This window comes from Streptomyces sp. NPDC002785 (assembly GCF_040295565.1).
Classification (GTDB): domain Bacteria; phylum Actinomycetota; class Actinomycetes; order Streptomycetales; family Streptomycetaceae; genus Streptomyces.
In genome coordinates this window covers 34,820-51,185 of record NZ_JBEOVN010000029.1, presented here as the reverse complement: position 1 = coordinate 51,185, position 16,366 = coordinate 34,820, and the positions used below count along the sequence as shown (strand labels likewise).

At 69.7% G+C, this 16,366-nt stretch carries 15 protein-coding genes; 11 read left to right on the top strand and 4 right to left on the bottom strand.

Translation table 11 applies throughout. The annotated features are described in order from the left end of the window. Nucleotides 1-56: 56 nt before the first annotated feature. On the bottom strand, nucleotides 57-1,433 hold the full coding sequence (locus tag ABTZ94_RS10725) for a polysialyltransferase family glycosyltransferase (protein WP_351199595.1): 1,377 nt from the start codon (nucleotides 1,431-1,433) through the stop codon (nucleotides 57-59). Next, nucleotides 1,430-2,419: a glycosyltransferase family 2 protein gene (locus ABTZ94_RS10720; RefSeq protein ID WP_351199593.1), complete on the bottom strand. Its 990-nt coding sequence runs from the start codon at nucleotides 2,417-2,419 to the stop codon at nucleotides 1,430-1,432. The genes ABTZ94_RS10725 and ABTZ94_RS10720 overlap by 4 nt, the downstream gene beginning before the upstream one ends. A 209-nt stretch (nucleotides 2,420-2,628) precedes the next feature. Between ABTZ94_RS10720 and ABTZ94_RS10715 the strand changes: the two genes are divergently transcribed. The 4 genes from ABTZ94_RS10715 (at nucleotide 2,629) to ABTZ94_RS10700 (ending at nucleotide 7,332) form a co-directional block, all read left to right on the top strand. Further along, entirely contained in the window at nucleotides 2,629-3,978 is a 1,350-nt protein-coding gene (locus ABTZ94_RS10715; protein WP_351199591.1) for a DUF6716 putative glycosyltransferase, read from the top strand. A 44-nt stretch (nucleotides 3,979-4,022) separates the two neighbouring features. Continuing rightward, the gene (locus tag ABTZ94_RS10710; protein ID WP_351199589.1) at nucleotides 4,023-5,255 is read left to right on the top strand and encodes a cytidylyltransferase domain-containing protein; all 1,233 of its coding nucleotides are present in this window, start codon (nucleotides 4,023-4,025) and stop codon (nucleotides 5,253-5,255) included. Between the two features lie 74 nt (nucleotides 5,256-5,329). Next, nucleotides 5,330-6,265: an N-acetylneuraminate synthase family protein gene (locus ABTZ94_RS10705; protein ID WP_351199587.1), complete on the top strand. Its 936-nt coding sequence runs from the start codon at nucleotides 5,330-5,332 to the stop codon at nucleotides 6,263-6,265. Nucleotides 6,266-6,276: 11 nt separating this feature from the next. After that, the gene (locus tag ABTZ94_RS10700; protein WP_351199585.1) at nucleotides 6,277-7,332 is read left to right on the top strand and encodes a hypothetical protein; all 1,056 of its coding nucleotides are present in this window, start codon (nucleotides 6,277-6,279) and stop codon (nucleotides 7,330-7,332) included. A gap of 48 nt (nucleotides 7,333-7,380) precedes the next feature. Here ABTZ94_RS10700 and ABTZ94_RS10695 read toward each other — a convergent pair whose 3' ends face one another. Both ABTZ94_RS10695 and ABTZ94_RS10690 read right to left on the bottom strand, forming a co-directional pair. Continuing rightward, the gene (locus ABTZ94_RS10695) at nucleotides 7,381-7,755 is read right to left on the bottom strand and encodes a type II toxin-antitoxin system VapC family toxin (protein WP_351199583.1); all 375 of its coding nucleotides are present in this window, start codon (nucleotides 7,753-7,755) and stop codon (nucleotides 7,381-7,383) included. After that, entirely contained in the window at nucleotides 7,755-7,997 is a 243-nt protein-coding gene (locus ABTZ94_RS10690; RefSeq protein WP_351199581.1) for a type II toxin-antitoxin system Phd/YefM family antitoxin, read from the bottom strand. Before ABTZ94_RS10690 ends, ABTZ94_RS10695 begins: the two co-directional genes overlap by 1 nt. Before the next feature lie 430 nt (nucleotides 7,998-8,427). Here ABTZ94_RS10690 and ABTZ94_RS10685 point away from each other — a divergent pair, with 430 nt between their 5' ends. The 7 genes from ABTZ94_RS10685 to ABTZ94_RS10655 all read left to right on the top strand — a co-directional run bounded on the left by ABTZ94_RS10685 (nucleotide 8,428) and on the right by ABTZ94_RS10655 (nucleotide 16,366). Then, a complete protein-coding gene (locus tag ABTZ94_RS10685) occupies nucleotides 8,428-9,090 on the top strand; it encodes a hypothetical protein (protein ID WP_351199579.1) in 663 nt (220 codons plus the stop codon). Between the two features lie 219 nt (nucleotides 9,091-9,309). Continuing rightward, nucleotides 9,310-10,536, top strand: coding sequence for an amidohydrolase (locus ABTZ94_RS10680; protein ID WP_351199605.1), 1,227 nt, complete (start codon nucleotides 9,310-9,312; stop codon nucleotides 10,534-10,536). Nucleotides 10,537-10,674: 138 nt separating this feature from the next. Beyond that, the gene (locus ABTZ94_RS10675) at nucleotides 10,675-11,715 is read left to right on the top strand and encodes a BMP family lipoprotein (RefSeq protein ID WP_351199577.1); all 1,041 of its coding nucleotides are present in this window, start codon (nucleotides 10,675-10,677) and stop codon (nucleotides 11,713-11,715) included. Nucleotides 11,716-11,980: 265 nt separating this feature from the next. Next, nucleotides 11,981-13,573, top strand: coding sequence for an ABC transporter ATP-binding protein (locus ABTZ94_RS10670; RefSeq protein ID WP_351199575.1), 1,593 nt, complete (start codon nucleotides 11,981-11,983; stop codon nucleotides 13,571-13,573). Then, complete coding sequence (locus ABTZ94_RS10665; protein ID WP_351199573.1) at nucleotides 13,570-14,685, top strand: ABC transporter permease; 1,116 nt, start codon at nucleotides 13,570-13,572, stop codon at nucleotides 14,683-14,685. Before ABTZ94_RS10670 ends, ABTZ94_RS10665 begins: the two co-directional genes overlap by 4 nt. Beyond that, the gene (locus tag ABTZ94_RS10660) at nucleotides 14,682-15,971 is read left to right on the top strand and encodes an ABC transporter permease (RefSeq protein WP_351199571.1); all 1,290 of its coding nucleotides are present in this window, start codon (nucleotides 14,682-14,684) and stop codon (nucleotides 15,969-15,971) included. The genes ABTZ94_RS10665 and ABTZ94_RS10660 overlap by 4 nt, the downstream gene beginning before the upstream one ends. After that, a complete protein-coding gene (locus ABTZ94_RS10655) occupies nucleotides 15,968-16,366 on the top strand; it encodes a cytidine deaminase (RefSeq protein ID WP_351199569.1) in 399 nt (132 codons plus the stop codon). The genes ABTZ94_RS10660 and ABTZ94_RS10655 overlap by 4 nt, the downstream gene beginning before the upstream one ends.

The window sequence follows — 16,366 nt, the reverse complement described above, 5'->3', positions numbered from 1 at the left end:
GCCGGACAGGCTTGAGATCAAGCCCGTCCGGCGGTCGAGGACAGAGCGGTCAGCGCCTACTGCCGCACCACGCGGCGCCGCACCGATCGTGCCACCCTTCGCACCACCGCGTTGCGCGGCAGGAACGCGAGCTGCGCCGGTACCGCCCCCGGCAGCGCCAGCGATGTGAGCCGCTTGCGCTTGAAGTACCGCCACGTCCTGGCATCCAGGTGCGCGGACAGATACCGCTCGGCGGCCGGCCTCAGCCCGGGGTGGATCCTCGGCTGCATCGCGAACCCGACCGCTGTGACCAGCCCGGTCAGATCCGCCACATCCGCCACATCCGCCGCGCCCGCCCTCTCGACGGCCGCCCTGTCCGTCACCTCCGGCACCAGCGCGTCGACGAGCGTGACCGGGACACGGTTGCTGTTCTCGTACGGGGCGAGCCGGTCCAGCAGCATCTGCGTACCGACCCGGGCCACCGGCAGCCCGTAGAACGCCGACGCGGTGAGCAGCGCCGTCGAGAAGCAGCCGACGACCAGCGCGGGCCGCATCCGCTGGTAGAGCACCTCGGCGAGGACCGGGGCGGTGAGCACCCCCGCGTCCAGCACCGTCAGTTCGGCGCCGAGCTTCTCGGCCTCCGCACCCATCGCCCGCGACCACTGCGCCGGGGCCGTGGGGTGCGGTTTGAAGACGATGCGGGTGTGACCGAGGGCGACCGCGCCGCGCATCATCCGCAGATGCAGGTTCTCCTCCTCGGCCGCGCTGATCAGGCCGAGCGCGGACAGGTACTGGCCGAGCAGCAGGGCGGGCGCTTCCACGGACGGCACCCCGCCCCGGACCTCGGGCGCGTCCCCCAGCTCACCGAGCACCTTGAGGAACACCTTGGTCGGCACGATCTGCGGCGCCACCCCGAACTCCGTCAGCAGCAGCGGCTTCAGTCCCGGCACCAGGTCGAGATGGAGCAGCCGGCGCACCCGCGTACCGACCAGCGGGTCGATCTTGTTGCGGGTGGGGCCGTAGCTCATCAGCCCGTCGGCGTACACATCGACCGGTGCGCCGGTGAAGATCCGGGCGACGGCCATCGCGGGGTTGACCTGGATCGACTCGACCGCAAGCTCGATGTCGTCGTCCCCGAGCCCCCAGGCCAGGCGCAGATACCGCTCCCACAGGGGTACGTCGTCCGGGCGAGGCTCCCAGCCGCCGGGATGGAAGGGGGCGATCGTCGTGTTCCACGACACCACGTCGTCGAAACGGCCGCGCAGCACGTCGAACCCCGGCATCGCGTCGACCGCGGGCGTCGTCTCCGGGACGGCCGCGTTGTTCGAGACGAGCAGGATGCGGCGGCCCGCGTCCGGGAAGCAGCCCGCGTCGAGTGCGGCGGCGAGCGTGGCGGTGCCGTAGAGGGTGGAGGCGAAGAAGATCTGCGTGGTGCGGGACCGGGCGCTGTTCACGCGGCCGCCACCTCCTTGGCACCCGCGGCGACCGGGCGGCGCCGCAGCCGGCGCAGCAGTGTGGCGCGCTGGACGTCCATCGAATCCAGGGCGTCGTCGAGCACCTGCTGCGGCATTCGCTTGAGTGCGGCTCCACTCATCGACTTCAGTGTGCGGGCCACTGCGGGTTCGAACCTTTCGATCGAGCTCATGTGGTGGGAAATGATCGCGCAATAGGTACGGACCGCCTTCGGCAGCAGTGCCTGTGCGTCGCGGTCCTGTGCCGTTTCCCGAATGACCTGGTCGAATGCTCGAATGAAATCGAGCTGGCGTACATCACCGATCTGGGTGAGCGAAGAGGCGACCCCGCGGCGGTAAAAGATTCCGAGAAGTCCCAGCACCGCAAAAGAATCGGCCTCGCGATGCAGCCGCCAGATCCACGGGCGGTCCTCCGCGGTGCGCAGACCGTCCGTGAAATGCAGCAGTCCGCGGTCCAGGAGGCGCCGGTGGTACAGCCCGGCCCAGGCGTACGGATAGTCGACCGAGGTGGACCGCTCGGCGGGCAGGATCGCGTCCCGCGGGTCCAGCACCTCGCCACGCCTGCCGTGCGGGACGCGGTGCACCGTACGGTTCCTGCCCTCGGCCTGGACATGGTCGGTACGGACGAAGTCGCAGCCCAGCGCCTGTGTCCGGGCCAGGATGTCGGCGTAGTACCCGGGCGAGAGCCAGTCGTCGCCGTCGAGGAAGGCGAGGTATTCACCGCGTGCCGCGTCCAGGCCGGTGTTACGGGCGGTGGCCAGTCCGCCGTTCTGCTCGTGTCTGCGTACGACCACCCCCGGAATCTCGTCCTCGGCGCGGCGCAGTATGTCCGCGGTCCCGTCGGTCGAACAGTCGTCGACGAGGATGAATTCGAAGTCCTCGCGGGCGTTGGCCCGCAGGCTTCTCAAGGTGTCGGGGGCGTATGTCTGCACGTTGTAGAAGGGCACGATGACCGAGAGCTTAACCACCTGTCTCACGCTAGGCGGGAGCCCGTCATTTGCCTTGGCCCCAGGAGGGACGCCGGGTGAACGGCGAATGTCGGAATGATGAACCGGGTTGAATGGTGGGCGAATGCGTCCCTTTTGTGAGGGTGATTCGCCAAGCGTCGGCGGGCTGTTAACCATCTGTTGCCGTCACGTTGGGCCGCGAATCGAAATGCCTTCCTAAGTTCTGGGACGTGCCCCCACGTACCGATAAGACGACCGCCCTCCGGGTAGCCGTACTCGCCGACTCCGACACCCGGTGGAAGTGGGGCGCGCTCACCGCGCGCCGCCTCACCACCGGTGCTTTCGCGGGGTCGGCGCAGCGCGTCGAGATCAGCGGACTCCTGCTGCGCGGGAGGGCCACACCGACCCCGCGCCAGCTCGCCGAGGTCGGCGACGTCGGTATCGGCGCCGACCGGGTGCGCGAGGTGACGGCCGTCGAATTCCTGCACACGGTGCGGGACGAGGGATACGACGTCGTCGTACTCGCCCTCGTCGGGGGAGCCGTCCAGGCGATGCTGCACGGCCTCGCCGCGCTGCGGCTGCCCGCCAGGCCGGTCGTCGTCACCGGGTACGTAGGTGTCGTCTACGAGAAGCTCGCGGACGGGCTGCTGCTGCGGCACGGTTCGGACATCGTCCTCGCCAACTCCCGCCACGACGCGGAGCGTTTTTGCGCCGTGTACGAAGGAGTGGGCGCCGATGCCTCGGCCGTCACGGAGGCCGCCCTGCCGTTCCTCGGCGGCGAGCCGCACCGCCCGCGGGAGGGCCGCGACACGGTCGTCTTCGCCGCCCAGCCCTCCGTACCGGCCTCCCGCGCCGACCGCACGTATCTGCTGCGCAGGCTCGTCGAGCACGCCGCACTGCACCCGAACCGCGAGGTGCTGCTGAAGCTGCGCTCCAAGCCCGGCGAGCACACCACGCACATCGAGGAACTCCCGTACCAGCGGCTCGCGGAGAAGCTGCCCGGCGGACTGCCGCCCAACTTCCGTCTGGTGTACGGGCACATGGGCGAGGTCCTGGACCGCACCGACCTGCTGGTCACGGTCTCCTCGACGGCCGCGCTGGAGTCCCTGCACCGGCGCATCCCGACCGCGATCCTCACCGACCTCGGCGTCCGCGAGACCCTCGGCAACCACCACTTCATCGGCTCCGGCCTGCTCACCTCCTGGGACCACCTGGACGGCGGCCACCGCCCGGAGCCCGACGGCGAATGGCTGGCAGGCCAGGGCGTCGCAGCCGACGGCACGTACGCCACGGCCTACGACCACGCCCGCGCCCGCGTCGACGCCCTGCTCGCCGCGGCCCGCCTGCCCGACCTCGCCCCGTACTACACACCGGCCACCGCGCCCGGTTACCTTCCCGGCATCCTCGCCCGCCACCACCTGGCCCCCGATGGCCACCCGCTGCCGGGCACGGACCGGCCGCGCGAGACCGGCGGGGTGCGCGGCGCGGTCCGTGACGCGGTACGGGAAGTGGCGCGGGGCGCGTACCGGCAGGGCGTCCAGCGGGTCGCCCCCGTCATCCGGCGGATGGGCGAGCTGTGACCACCTCATCCACCACCCCATCGACCCCGACACCAGGAGCAGCGATGAAGCCGCCCACCGTGCTCGCCGTGATCCCCGCCCGCGGCGGATCCAAGGGCGTACCGGCCAAGAACATCGCCCAGGTCGGCGGCGTACCGCTGGTCGCCCGCGCCGTACGCGCCTGCCTGGCCGCCCGTGAGGTCACCGACGTCGTTGTGACGACCGACGACGCGGCCATCGCGGACGCGGCCCGCACCGCCGGCGACACGCTGGGTGCCCCGGAGCGCGTGCACATCGTCCAGCGCCCCGCGGCCATCGCCGGGGACAAGTCGAGCAGCGAGGACGCGGTGCTGCACGCCCTGGACGCGTACGAGGCGATGCACGACCGGACGGCCGACGTGGTGCTGCTGGTCCAGTGCACCAGCCCCTTCGTCGTACGGGAGGACATCGACGGCGTCGCCGCGGCCGTCGCCCACGACGGCGCCGACACGGCGGTCACGGTCGCCCCCTTCCACGGCTTCCTCTGGCGCGACGGCAGTGCGCCGACGGAGGACAACTACGGCGTCAACCACGACAAGTCCGTCCGGCAGATGCGCCAGGACCGCCCGGAGGACCTGCTGGAGACCGGCACCGCGTACGCCATGAACGCCGCGGGCTTCCGTATCCACCGCCACCGCTTCTTCGGCCACACGGCCCTGGTGCGCACCGACGCCGCCCGGGTCCTGGAGATCGACGACCCGCACGACCTGGCCCGCGCCCGCGCCCTCGCACCGCTCCTGGACCCCTCACCGCTGCCCACCCGTGCCGACATCGACGCGGTCGTCCTCGACTTCGACGGCACGCAGACCGACGACCGGGTCCTCATCGACGCCGACGGACGCGAGATCGTCGCCGTCCACCGCGGCGACGGCCTGGGCATCGCGGCGCTGCGCAAGGCCGGAATGCCGCTGCTGATCCTTTCCACGGAACAGAACCCGGTCGTCGCGGCCCGCGCCCACAAGCTCCGCATCCCGGTCCTGCACGGCATCGACCGCAAGGACCTGGCGCTCAAGCAGTGGTGCGACGAACAGTCCATCGCTCCGGAACGCGTCCTCTACGTCGGCAACGACGTCAACGACCTGCCGTGCTTCGCACTGGCCGGCTGGCCCGTCGCGGTCGCGAGCGCCCATGACTCGGTACGTGCCGCGGCGCGCGCCGTCACGACCACCCCGGGCGGCTTCGGCGCCATCCGCGAAATCGCGGCCTGGCTGCTGGGCCCCACCCTCACGACCACGGCCCCGACCCGGACCCCCGAGTAACCCCCCAGCAACCCAACCCCCAGTCCCCCAAGTCCCCCAAGTTCTTTAAGTCCTCCAGGTAAGGAACGCACCTCATGAGCACCTCCCGTCTGCGCACCCTCGGCACCCGCACCGCGGGCCCGGGCCGGCCCGTCTACGTCACCGGCGAGATCGGCATCAACCACAACGGCGACCTCGAAAACGCCCTTGCGCTGATCGACGTGGCGGCCGAAGCCGGCTGCGACGCCGTCAAGTTCCAGAAGCGCACCCCGGAGATCTGCACCCCGCGCGACCAGTGGGACATCGAGCGCGACACCCCCTGGGGCCGGATGACGTACATCGACTACCGCCACCGCGTCGAGTTCGGCGAGGCCGAGTACCGGGCCATCTCCGAGCACTGCGCCAAGCGCGGCATCGACTGGTTCGCCTCCCCGTGGGACACCGAGGCCGTCGCCTTCCTGGAGAAGTTCGACGTTCCCGCGCACAAGGTGGCCTCGGCCTCCCTCACCGACGACGCACTCCTGCGCGCCCTGAGGGCGACCGGCCGCACGATCATCCTCTCCACCGGCATGTCGACCCCGCGCCAGATCCGCCACGCGGTGGAGGTCCTGGGATCGGACAACATCCTTCTCTGCCACGCCACTTCGACGTACCCGGCCAAGGCCGAGGAGCTGAACCTGCGGGTCATCAACACCCTCCAGCAGGAGTACCCCAACGTCCCGATCGGCTACAGCGGCCACGAGACCGGCCTCCAGACGACCCTCGCAGCCGTCGCCCTGGGCGCCGCGTTCATCGAGCGCCACATCACCCTCGACCGCGCCATGTGGGGCTCCGACCAGGCCGCCTCGGTCGAGCCGCAGGGCCTCACCCGCCTCGTCCGCGACATCCGCACCATCGAGGCCTCGCTCGGCGACGGCATCAAGAAGGTGTACGAGTCCGAACTCGGCCCGATGAAGAAGCTCCGCCGGTTCGCGGGCGTCGTCGCCGAGAGCGCCGAGGCGGCCCCGGCCGCCGAGCCGGTCGCGGTCTGACGGGCCGACCGGTGAACCTCGCCTTCGTCGAGAGCCCGGTCCAGCTCCTGAACGTCCTGGAGTGGGCCTACACAGAGGGAGGCGACGACCATGTCCTGGCGGACATCACGGTCGTCGTCCTCCCCCCGGTCGACCCGATGTCGCGCGGCCAGCTGCGCCGGATGGCGGAGCTGGCCCGAGACGAGGGCGTGAACGTCCGCTGGCAGGAGGCACGCGGCGGCGCGGGCGCGCCCCTGAAGACCCTGCGCTCACTGACCGGACTTCTGCGCAGGGCGGAGCGCATCGTCATCGGCGACCCGTTCTCCCGCTACGTCCAGCTGCTGCTCACCCTGGTTCGCGCCCGCCGCCTCACGGTGGTCGACGACGGCACGGCCACCATGGAGTTCGTCGCCCAACTGGCGCGCGGCGAACGGCTGGTGCGCTGGCACCGCAAGGGCAGCTCGGGCCCGCGCGAACTGGTCCTGGCCCCGGTCACGGCCCGCGCCCGCAGCCGCTTCACCCCGTCCGCGACCCGTACGGTCGAGGTCTTCACGGCCATGCCGGTCGAGGCTCCGCCCGGCGTCACCGTCACCCCCAATATCTTCGCCTGGACCCGCGCCCGCTTCGGTCCGCCGCTGCTCACCAAGGGCGCGGACCTGGTCGGCACCTCGCTGGTCGAGACGGGCGTGGTCGACCGGGACCAGTACCTGCAGGCCGTCGCGGCCCTGGCCCGCGCCCATGGGGCCACCCGCTACTTCGCCCACCGCCGCGAGTCCACGGACAAGCTCCGGGCCTTGGAAGCCGCCACGGGCCTGGAGATCGTCCGCCCCGACCTCCCCCTGGAACTCATCGCCCGCCGCGGCCCCATCGGCCGTACGGTCCTGAGCTTCCCCTCCACGGTCGTCCACACCCTGCCGCTGGCCCTGGTCGGTACGGAGGTCAAGGTCGCGGTCTGCGACATCGCCCCGGAATGGCTCCGCGACACGGCATCCCCGCGCGCGCAAGGGTTCCTTTCGGGGGTGACGGAGACGGCACGCGACGTGCAGCGGCTGGCGCCCTGGCGGGCCACGGCGGTGACGGAGGCGTAATGGCTCAACGGATCTCGGGCAGCCCGAGCGCGGCGCGGGCCGGGACCGTCAGACGGTCATGACCTGGACGTCGTAGGAGGGAATCCACTTGTCGCGGGTCAGAATCGTCATTCCCTCGGTCTGGGCCTGCGCGATCAGTATCCGGTCGAAGGGATCCCGGTGATGGGCAGGCAGCCTGCACGCCCGTACGCCGTGTCCCGCGGTGACCGGGAGCGAGGCGAACTGGCTGTCCCGCACTCTTTCCGCCAGATCACCCGGACCTTCGAGCTTTCCGAGGGATTGCTTGATCGCGATCTCCCACGGGGTGACCGCGCTGACGAACACCGAGGGCTCCGTGTCCAGCAGGTGTTTGACCTCATCGGTGAGCTCGGGGGAGTCGTCGAGCCACCACAGGACGACGTGTGTGTCGAGCAGCATCTTCATCAGCGCATCCCGAAGGCGTCGGCCATGTCGTCCGGCAGGTCGTCGAAATCGTCCTTGATGTGGATCTGCCCCTTGAGCGAGCCGCGTCCGGTCCGCTTCACCTGGGGACGGAGCGGCACGACCTTGGCCACCGGTTCTCCCGCTTTGGAGATGACCACTTCCTCACCGGTGGCCACCTGCTCCAGGATGCGCGAGAGGTGGGTCTTGGCCTCATGGACGTTGTACTGACGAGCTGCTTCCACGGCTGCCTCGCAGGGACGGGTCGGTAGGTGGACTAACCACTTGGCTAAGTTTACCCCGTTGTCCGGAGGTACGCCCTGATGACGACAGGTGCCCACGGCAAGGGCTTGCGAGTCCGGAACGCATCCTTAGGCTCCCCTGCGGAGTGATCGCTGGTGTCGTCGGGAGCGAAACGGGCGGCGAGGGTCGCACGGCTTCCCAAGGCCGGGCGTAGCGTGGTCGGTCGGATCTGTTCGGTTGTTCGCGGCGCACCGAGCCCCGGTTCGGTGGTGAGCGAGTCTTGGAACTGCTGTCATTTCAGCCGGAGCCGCGTCCGGGGATTCGTACGCCGAAAATACCGACGTCACCCTGACCCATAAGTCGCCTGCCCTCAGGGGCTGTTGCGGGTGATCCCTGATAGCGGCGGAGGTGGATCAAGGCAAGCATCGGAGCATGAATACACGGGAGTTGACGGGGCGGCAGGCCGAGAGATTCAGGACGGCGTTCCTCGCGGGGCCGGCCCTGATGGCCGGGTACGGAGTGGTGCGGCTGGTCGGTCGGGCGGTCAGTGATTACGGGCCCGGTGTGTGGTGGACGGTGGCCCATCTGCTGTTCCTGGCCGCGGTGGTCGCGTTCGCGCTGGTGTTCCGGGGGCTGCGGGAGCTCGCCGGGGTGAGCGGTGGCAGGCGGGTCGCTGTCGAGGCGGCGGCCTGGGCCGGGCTGCTGGGGGTGGCGGCGGTGGCGGTGCAGGCGGCGATCGACCTGGCCGCCGGGTTCCTCGCGGCGGACAAGCAGGCCATGAGCGAGATCTTCGATCGGGTGCAGGGCGTGCCCGGCATGATGCCGTTGGTCTACACCGTGGTGCCGATGCTCTTCTGGCTCGGGTTGCTGGCCCTCGTCACCCTGCTCGCGTTCCTTCGCCGGGACGTGGTCCGGGTGTGGGTTCCGGTGCTGGTGCTGGCCGGGACCGTACTGATGGCCATGAGCCTGGATCTGCTGCCTGCCGGAGCTCTGTGCATCGGGCTGGCGTTGTTCCCGGTGCGCCGGGCACTGTCCGGTGGCGGGGAGCAGCCGTGGCGGTCCCGGGGCCGGACCCGTGCGGAGCGCGGCGCGTAGAGGGCCACCTCCGTTCCCGTCGGGTAGCCGTGCATGTGGAGTGGGGCATCCGCCCGTGTGCCATGAACCGATGTCGGCAAAAATGGGTGAGTCTACCCAACCCCATCCCACGCCACACTCCTCGACGCAGTCATTTATTCGTCTATGTGGATGAACTTTTGTTGTTTCATGGCCAGTTGACGGGGGAAGGGCCTTACCCTTCACCAGGTGAACCAGTTGATGTCCCGTGATTCCGATGCCCGACTGCCCGGGGACGAGGCGCTGCCCGGCGCCCTGCCCGAGTCCTTGCGTGCCGAGCTGATCGCCTTCCGGCGTGATCTGCACATGCACCCCGAGCTGGGCAACCAGGAGTTCCGTACCACCGCGGCCATCAAGGCGCGGCTGGAGAAGGCGGGGCTGGAACCGCGGGTACTCGACACCGGGACCGGGCTCCTGTGCGACGTGGGCAGCCGGGAAGGCGACACCCGGCCCATGCTCGCCCTGCGCGCGGACATCGACGCCCTGCCCATCCCGGACACCAAGGCGGGCGTCCCGTACCGCTCCACCGTCCCCGACCGGGCACATGCCTGCGGGCACGACATCCACACCACCTCGGTCCTCGGCGCCGGTCTCGTGCTCGCCGAGCTCGACCGGCAGGGGCTGCTGCCGAACCCCGTACGGCTGATCTTCCAGCCGGCCGAGGAGGTGCTGCCCGGCGGTGCGACCGACACGATCGCGTCCGGGGCGCTGGAGGGTGTCGGGCGGATCATCGGGGTGCACTGCGACCCGAAGGTGGACGTGGGGCGTATCGGGCTGCGGGTCGGGGCGATCACCTCGGCCTGCGACCGCCTCGAGGTCAGCCTCGACGGCCCTGGTGGGCACACCGCGCGGCCGCATCTGACCACCGATCTGGTCACCGCCGCCGCCAAGGTGGCCACCGAGGTGCCCGCGCTGCTGGCCCGCCGGGTCGACGCCCGGGCCGGACTCGCCGTCACCTGGGGGCGGCTGGACGCCGGGCACGCCTGCAATGTGATCCCGCAGCACGCCGAGCTGTCCGGCACCGTGCGCTGCCTGGACCTGGCGGCCTGGCGGGAGGCACCGGACCTGGTGCACGCGGCGATCGACGAGGTGGCCGGTATGCACCGGGCCAAGACGGTGATCAACTACGTCCGGGGCGTGCCGCCCGTCGTGAACGACACGTCCGTGATCGATCTGCTCGCCGAAGCGATGACCGCGCGCCGCGGATCGTGTGCGATCGAGGACACCGAACAGAGCCTCGGTGGCGAGGACTTCTCCTGGTACCTGGAGCGCGTCCCCGGAGCCATGGCCCGGCTCGGAGTCCGCACCCCCGGCGACACCGCCCGGCTCGACCTGCATCGCGGTGATTTCGACGCCGACGAGGAGGCCATTACGGTGGCCGTGGAGCTCTTCACTGCCTCCGCGTTGCTCAATGGCAACCATCCGTAATCGGACAGGTCGCCCCCCGTTCGCGACGATCCGATAACGGCTTCCGTACAGGGCTTTATCTGACATCTACGCGCGTTACGATCGCGGCGAAACCAGCGCCGGAAGAGGCGCTTCGGTCAGGTTTGAAGGAGCCTTCCCTTGCGCCGGGTATCCAAGATCACTGCTGCGTGTGCTGTCACCGCGGCCCTCGCGCTCACCGCCACCGCGTGTGGCGAGTCGTCCACCGAGAGCTCCGGCTCCAACAAGGGCAAGATCAAGATCGGCATGGCCTACGACGTGGGCGGTCGTGGCGACAACTCGTTCAACGACTCCGCCGCGCGTGGTCTGGACAAGGCGAAGTCCGAGTTCGGTGCCGAGACGAAGGAGCTCACCGCCAAGACCGGTGAGACCCCCGCCGACCGTGAGCAGCGCCTGGAGTCGCTCGCCGAGGGCGGCTACAACCCGGTCGTCGCGGTCGGCTTCGCGTACAAGGACGCGGTCGACAAGATCGCCGCCAAGTACCCGAAGGTGAACTTCGGCCTCGTCGACTCGGTCGCCACGGCCAAGAACGTCGACAGCATCGTCTTCACCGAGGAGCAGGGCTCCTACCTCGCCGGTGTCGCCGCCGCGCTGAAGTCGAAGGACGGCCAGGTCGGCTTCATCGGCGGTGTGGACCTTCCGCTGATCAAGAAGTTCGCCGCGGGCTTCCAGCAGGGTGTCATGGACACCAACCCGAAGGCCAAGGTGCAGATCCAGTACCTGACCACCGGTTCGGACCTGTCCGGCTTCGGCAGCCCCGACAAGGGCTCGTACGCCGCCAAGGGCATGCTCGACAAGGGCGCCGACGTCATCTTCACCGCCGCGGGCGGCTCGGGTGCCGGTTCGATCGAGGCCGTCGCGGGCAAGAAGGGCGCCTGGTCCATCGGCGTCGACTCCGACCAGGCCCTCGACCCGTCCCTGTCGAAGTACAAGGACACGATCATGACCTCCGTCGTCAAGAACGTCGACGGCGGTGTCTACGACCTGATCAAGTCCGTCAAGGACGGCAAGGCGCTGACCGGCACGCAGACGTACACCCTGGCCAAGGACGGCGTCAGCCTGACCACCACGGGTGACCACATCAAGGACATCCAGGCCAAGCTCGACGAGGCGAAGAAGAAGATCGCCGACGGCACCATCAAGGTCAAGACCACGACCTGATCCGGCCCGTCGATCGGGGCCCGGGTGAGCCGTTTCGGCTTCGCGCGGGCCCCGATTCACGTACGGCTTCCCTCGCATTCGCCGTAGCCGTACGGACACTGTCCGCCACCTGTTATGAGGTGGCCAACGATTCGGTGGCGCTACGCGCGTAGCGCCCGCTGGGCGCGGTACCTTTTCTCGCTCCCACCGCCTCCGTCCCACCGCCTCCGCCCTCCGCTCCTGTCAAGGAGAGTGCGCCATCAACGCGTCCAGCAGTCCCCATGCCGTGGAGCTCCGCGGCATCACCAAGCGGTTCCCCGGGGTCGTGGCCAACCACGACATCGACATCACCGTGCGCCGTGGCACCGTCCACGCCCTCGTCGGCGAGAACGGCGCCGGCAAGTCCACTCTGATGAAGATCCTTTACGGCATGCAGAAGCCGGACGAGGGCACCATCGCGGTGGACGGCGAGCAGGTCTCGTTCCACAACCCCGGTGATGCCATCGCGCGCGGCATCGGCATGGTGCACCAGCACTTCATGCTCGCCGACTACCTCACCGTCCTGGAGAACGTCGTCCTCGGCTCCGAGAAGCTGTACGGGATCGGCGACCGGGCCCGCGCGAAGATCAAGGAGATCTCGGACTCGTACGGTCTCGGGGTCCGCCCGGACGCCATGGTCGAGGACCTCGGGGTGGCCGACCGGCAGCGCGTGGAGATCCTCAAGGTCCTCTACCGCGGCGCCCGCACCCTGATCCTCGACGAGCCCACCGCCGTCCTCGTGCCGCAGGAGGTCGACGCGCTCTTCGACAACCTGCGCGAGCTCAAGGCCGAGGGCCTGACCGTCATCTTCATCTCGCACAAGCTGGGCGAGGTCCTGTCGGTCGCCGACGAGATCACCGTCATCCGACGCGGTACGACGGTGGGCACCGCCGACCCGAAGCACACTACGACCAAGCAGCTCGCCGAGCTGATGGTCGGCAGCGAACTCCCGTCGCCGGAGACCCGCGAGTCGACCGTCACCGACATGCCGATGCTGACCGTCGACGGGCTGCGGCTGAGCGCCACCGACCCGGACGGCGTGGTGCGTTCGGTCCTCGACGGCATCGCCTTCACCATCCACAAGGGCGAGGTCCTCGGGATCGCGGGCGTCGAGGGCAACGGCCAGTCCGAACTGGTCGACGCGATCATGGGCATGCGCCAGCTCGACGCCGGAGTGCTCACCCTCGACGGCGCCGACATCTCCCGCACACCGACCCGCAAGCGCCGCGAGGACGGCATGGGCGTCATCCCCGAGGACCGACACCGGCACGGACTGCTGCTGGAGGCCCCGCTCTGGGAGAACCGCATCCTCGGTCACGTCACTGAACGCCCCAACAGCAAGGGCGCGTTCCTCGACCTCAAGGGCGCCCGCACCGACACCGAGCGGATCGTGCGCGAGTACGACGTGCGCACCCCCGGCATCGACGTCACCGCCGCCTCCCTCTCCGGCGGCAACCAGCAGAAGCTGATCGTCGGCCGCGAGATGAGCCATGCCCCCAAGCTCCTGATCGCCGCGCACCCGACCCGGGGCGTGGACGTCGGCGCGCAGGCGCAGATCTGGGACCAGATCCGCGAGGCGCGCCGCGAAGGTCTCGCGGTGCTGCTGATCTCCGCCGACCTGGACGAGCTGATCGGGCTCTCCGACACCCTGCGCGTCATGTACCGCGGCCGGCTGGTCGCGGACGCCGACCCGGCGACCATCACCCCGGAGGAGCTCGGCTCGGCGATGACGGGCGCGGCCACCGGCCACCTGGAAGCACCGGACGAGGCACCGGCACCGCAGGACGCGGTCCCCGAAAGCACCGACAGTGACCCCCGGAACGGGGGAGAGGACCGATGAAGAAGATCGACAAGGAGCGGCTGCTCCTGGGGATCGCGGCCCCCGTACTCGCGATCGTGGTCGCCTTCCTGGTGACCGCACTCGTGCTGGCCGCCACCGGCAAGGAGCCGTTCAGCGCCTTCGGCATCATGTTCGACTACGGGATGAAGTCGGACAGCCAGGTCTACATCCTCAACAAGGCGACGACGTACTACCTCGCGGGTCTCGCGGTGGCCGTCGGCTTCCGGATGAACCTCTTCAACATCGGCGTCGACGGCCAGTACCGCCTCGCCGCCTTCTTCGCCGCCGCGGTCGGCGGCGCGCTGACGCTGCCCGGCGCCCTGCAGATCCCGCTGATCATCCTCACCGCGATGATCGTCGGCGCGATGTGGGCCGGCATCGCCGGTGTCCTCAAGGTCACCCGGGGCGTCAGCGAGGTCGTCTCGACGATCATGCTGAACGCCATCGCGACCGCGATCATCGGCTATCTGCTCCAGCAGGGGCGCCTCGGCCACCTCGATGAGGCCGGCACGAAGATCTCCACCAAGCCGATCCCGGAGTCCTCGCACTTCTTCGAGTTCCCGACCACCCCGTCGCCCGTCTGGGGCTTCCTCGTGGTCGCGGTCGTCGCGGGCATCGCCTACTGGTTCGCGCTCTCGCGCACCCGGTTCGGCTTCGACCTGCGCACCGTCGGCCAGTCCGGCTCCGCGGCCGAGGCCAGCGGTGTCGACGTCAAGAAGATGGTCGTCACCTCGATGCTGATCTCCGGCGCCGTGGCCGGTCTGATCGGCATGCCGACCCTCCTCAACGACAGCTACGAGTACAGCGGCGACTTCCCGGTCGGCATCGGCTTCACCGGCATCGCCATCGCCCTCCTCGGCCGCAACCACCCCATCGGCATCGCGCTCGGCGCGCTGCTCTGGGGCTTCCTGGAGCGCGGCACCGGCAAGCTCGAGTTCGAGGGTTACGACAAGGAGATCGTCGGCGTGATCCAGGGCGTCATCGTCCTGTGCGTCGTCATCGCCTACGAAGTCGTCCGCCGCTACGGACTCAAGCGCCAGCAGAGCAAGGTCGGCGCGGAACTCGCCGCACAGGCCGCCCGTAACTCCGACCAGCAGGAGGTGTCGGCGTGAGTGCCACGGCGACTTCCACCCCGCCCCCCGCGGCCCCCAAGGTCTCCGGTGGCAAGGGCGGCCGCACCCGCCTCTCCTTCCCCGTCGTCCTGCTGATCATCGCGGGTGCGCTGCTCGCGCTGTCCGCCGTGCGTGCCATCACCGGCGCGGAGGACGTCACCTCGGCAGGCCAGATCAGCGCGGCGCTCGCGATGGCCGTGCCGATCGGACTCGCCGGTCTCGGCGGCCTCTGGGCCGAGCGGGCCGGTGTGGTCAACATCGGCCTCGAAGGCATGATGATCCTCGGCACCTTCTTCGGCGCCTGGGCCGGCTGGCAGACCAACCCGTGGCTCGGCGTGCTGGCCGGCGTCATCGGCGGCATGCTGGGCGGGCTGCTGCACGCCGTCGCGACCGTCACTTTCGGCGTCGACCACATCATCTCCGGTATCGCCATCAACATCCTGGCGCTCGGCTTCACCACCTACTTCGCCAAGCTCTGGTTCAACTCGGGCGAGGCGGCGGCCAAGGGCGGCAGCCCGAAGCAGTCCCCGCCCGCCGAGGACATCACCTCGGTGACGATCCCGGGTCTGTCCGACTGGCTGCACTCCATCGAGAAGCACCACTGGTTCTTCGTCTCCGACCTGGCCGGTGTCATCGGCGGCCTGGTCACCCATGTGTCGCTGCTGACGATCCTGGCCATCGTCCTGTTCGTCCTCACGTTCTTCGTGCTGTGGAAGACCTCGTTCGGGCTGCGGCTGCGCTCCTGCGGCGAGAACCCGGTCGCCGCCGAATCGCTCGGCGTGAACGTCTACACGTACAAGTACATCGCGGTGATCGTCTCCGGCGGCATGGCCGGCCTCGGCGGTGCCTTCCTCTCGCTGGTGACCTCGCACATCTACAACGAGGGCCAGACCGGCGGCCGCGGCTACATCGGTCTCGCCGCGATGATCTTCGGCAACTGGCGGCCCGGCGGACTCGCCATGGGCGCCGGTCTCTTCGGCTTCGCCGACGCGCTCCAACTGCGCAACGGCGGCGAGTCCGTCCACGCGCTGCTCCTGCTGCTCGTGGTCGTGCTGGCCGTGCTCGCCGCCTGGAAGCTCTACCGCAAGAGCTTCGTCCAGGGCGTGGTCAGCGCGGTCATCGCCGCCGCGGTGCTGGTCTGGTACCTCGGTACGGACACCGTGCCCACCGAGTTCGTGAGCGCCACCCCGTACATCGTCACGCTGCTCGTCCTCTCGCTCTCCGCCCAGCGGCTGCGGATGCCGAAGGCGGACGGCATGCGCTACCGCAAGGGCCAGGGCAAGTGACGGCCGCCGCGGAGGTCGACTGGGCGGCGCTGCGGAGCGCCGCACGGTCCGCCATGACCCATGCGTACGTCCCCTACTCGCACTATCCGGTCGGCGCCGCCGCACGCGTCGACGACGGCCGTACGGTGTCCGGCTGCAACGTCGAGAACGCCTCGTACGGCATCGGGCTGTGCGCCGAGTGCGGCCTGGTCTCCCAGCTCCACGCCACCGGTGGCGGGCGGCTGACCCACTTCACCTGTGTGGACGGGGCGGGCGAGATCCTGGTGCCGTGCGGCAGGTGCAGGCAACTGCTGTACGAGTTCGGCGGACCGGAGCTGATCCTGGAGACGCCGGACGGCTTGCGCACGCTCGACGAGATGCTGCCGCAGGCGTTCGGACCGGACCATCTGAAGTAG

Coding starts and splice junctions, on each gene's coding strand:
- ABTZ94_RS10710 (WP_351199589.1), top strand. CDS start 4,023: ATGAAGCCGCCCACCGTGCTCGCCGTGATCCCCGCCCGCGGCGGATCC.
- ABTZ94_RS10705 (WP_351199587.1), top strand. CDS start 5,330: ATGAGCACCTCCCGTCTGCGCACCCTCGGCACCCGCACCGCGGGCCCG.
- ABTZ94_RS10695 (WP_351199583.1), bottom strand. CDS start 7,755: ATGAAGATGCTGCTCGACACACACGTCGTCCTGTGGTGGCTCGACGAC.
- ABTZ94_RS10685 (WP_351199579.1), top strand. CDS start 8,428: ATGAATACACGGGAGTTGACGGGGCGGCAGGCCGAGAGATTCAGGACG.
- ABTZ94_RS10680 (WP_351199605.1), top strand. CDS start 9,310: ATGTCCCGTGATTCCGATGCCCGACTGCCCGGGGACGAGGCGCTGCCC.
- ABTZ94_RS10665 (WP_351199573.1), top strand. CDS start 13,570: ATGAAGAAGATCGACAAGGAGCGGCTGCTCCTGGGGATCGCGGCCCCC.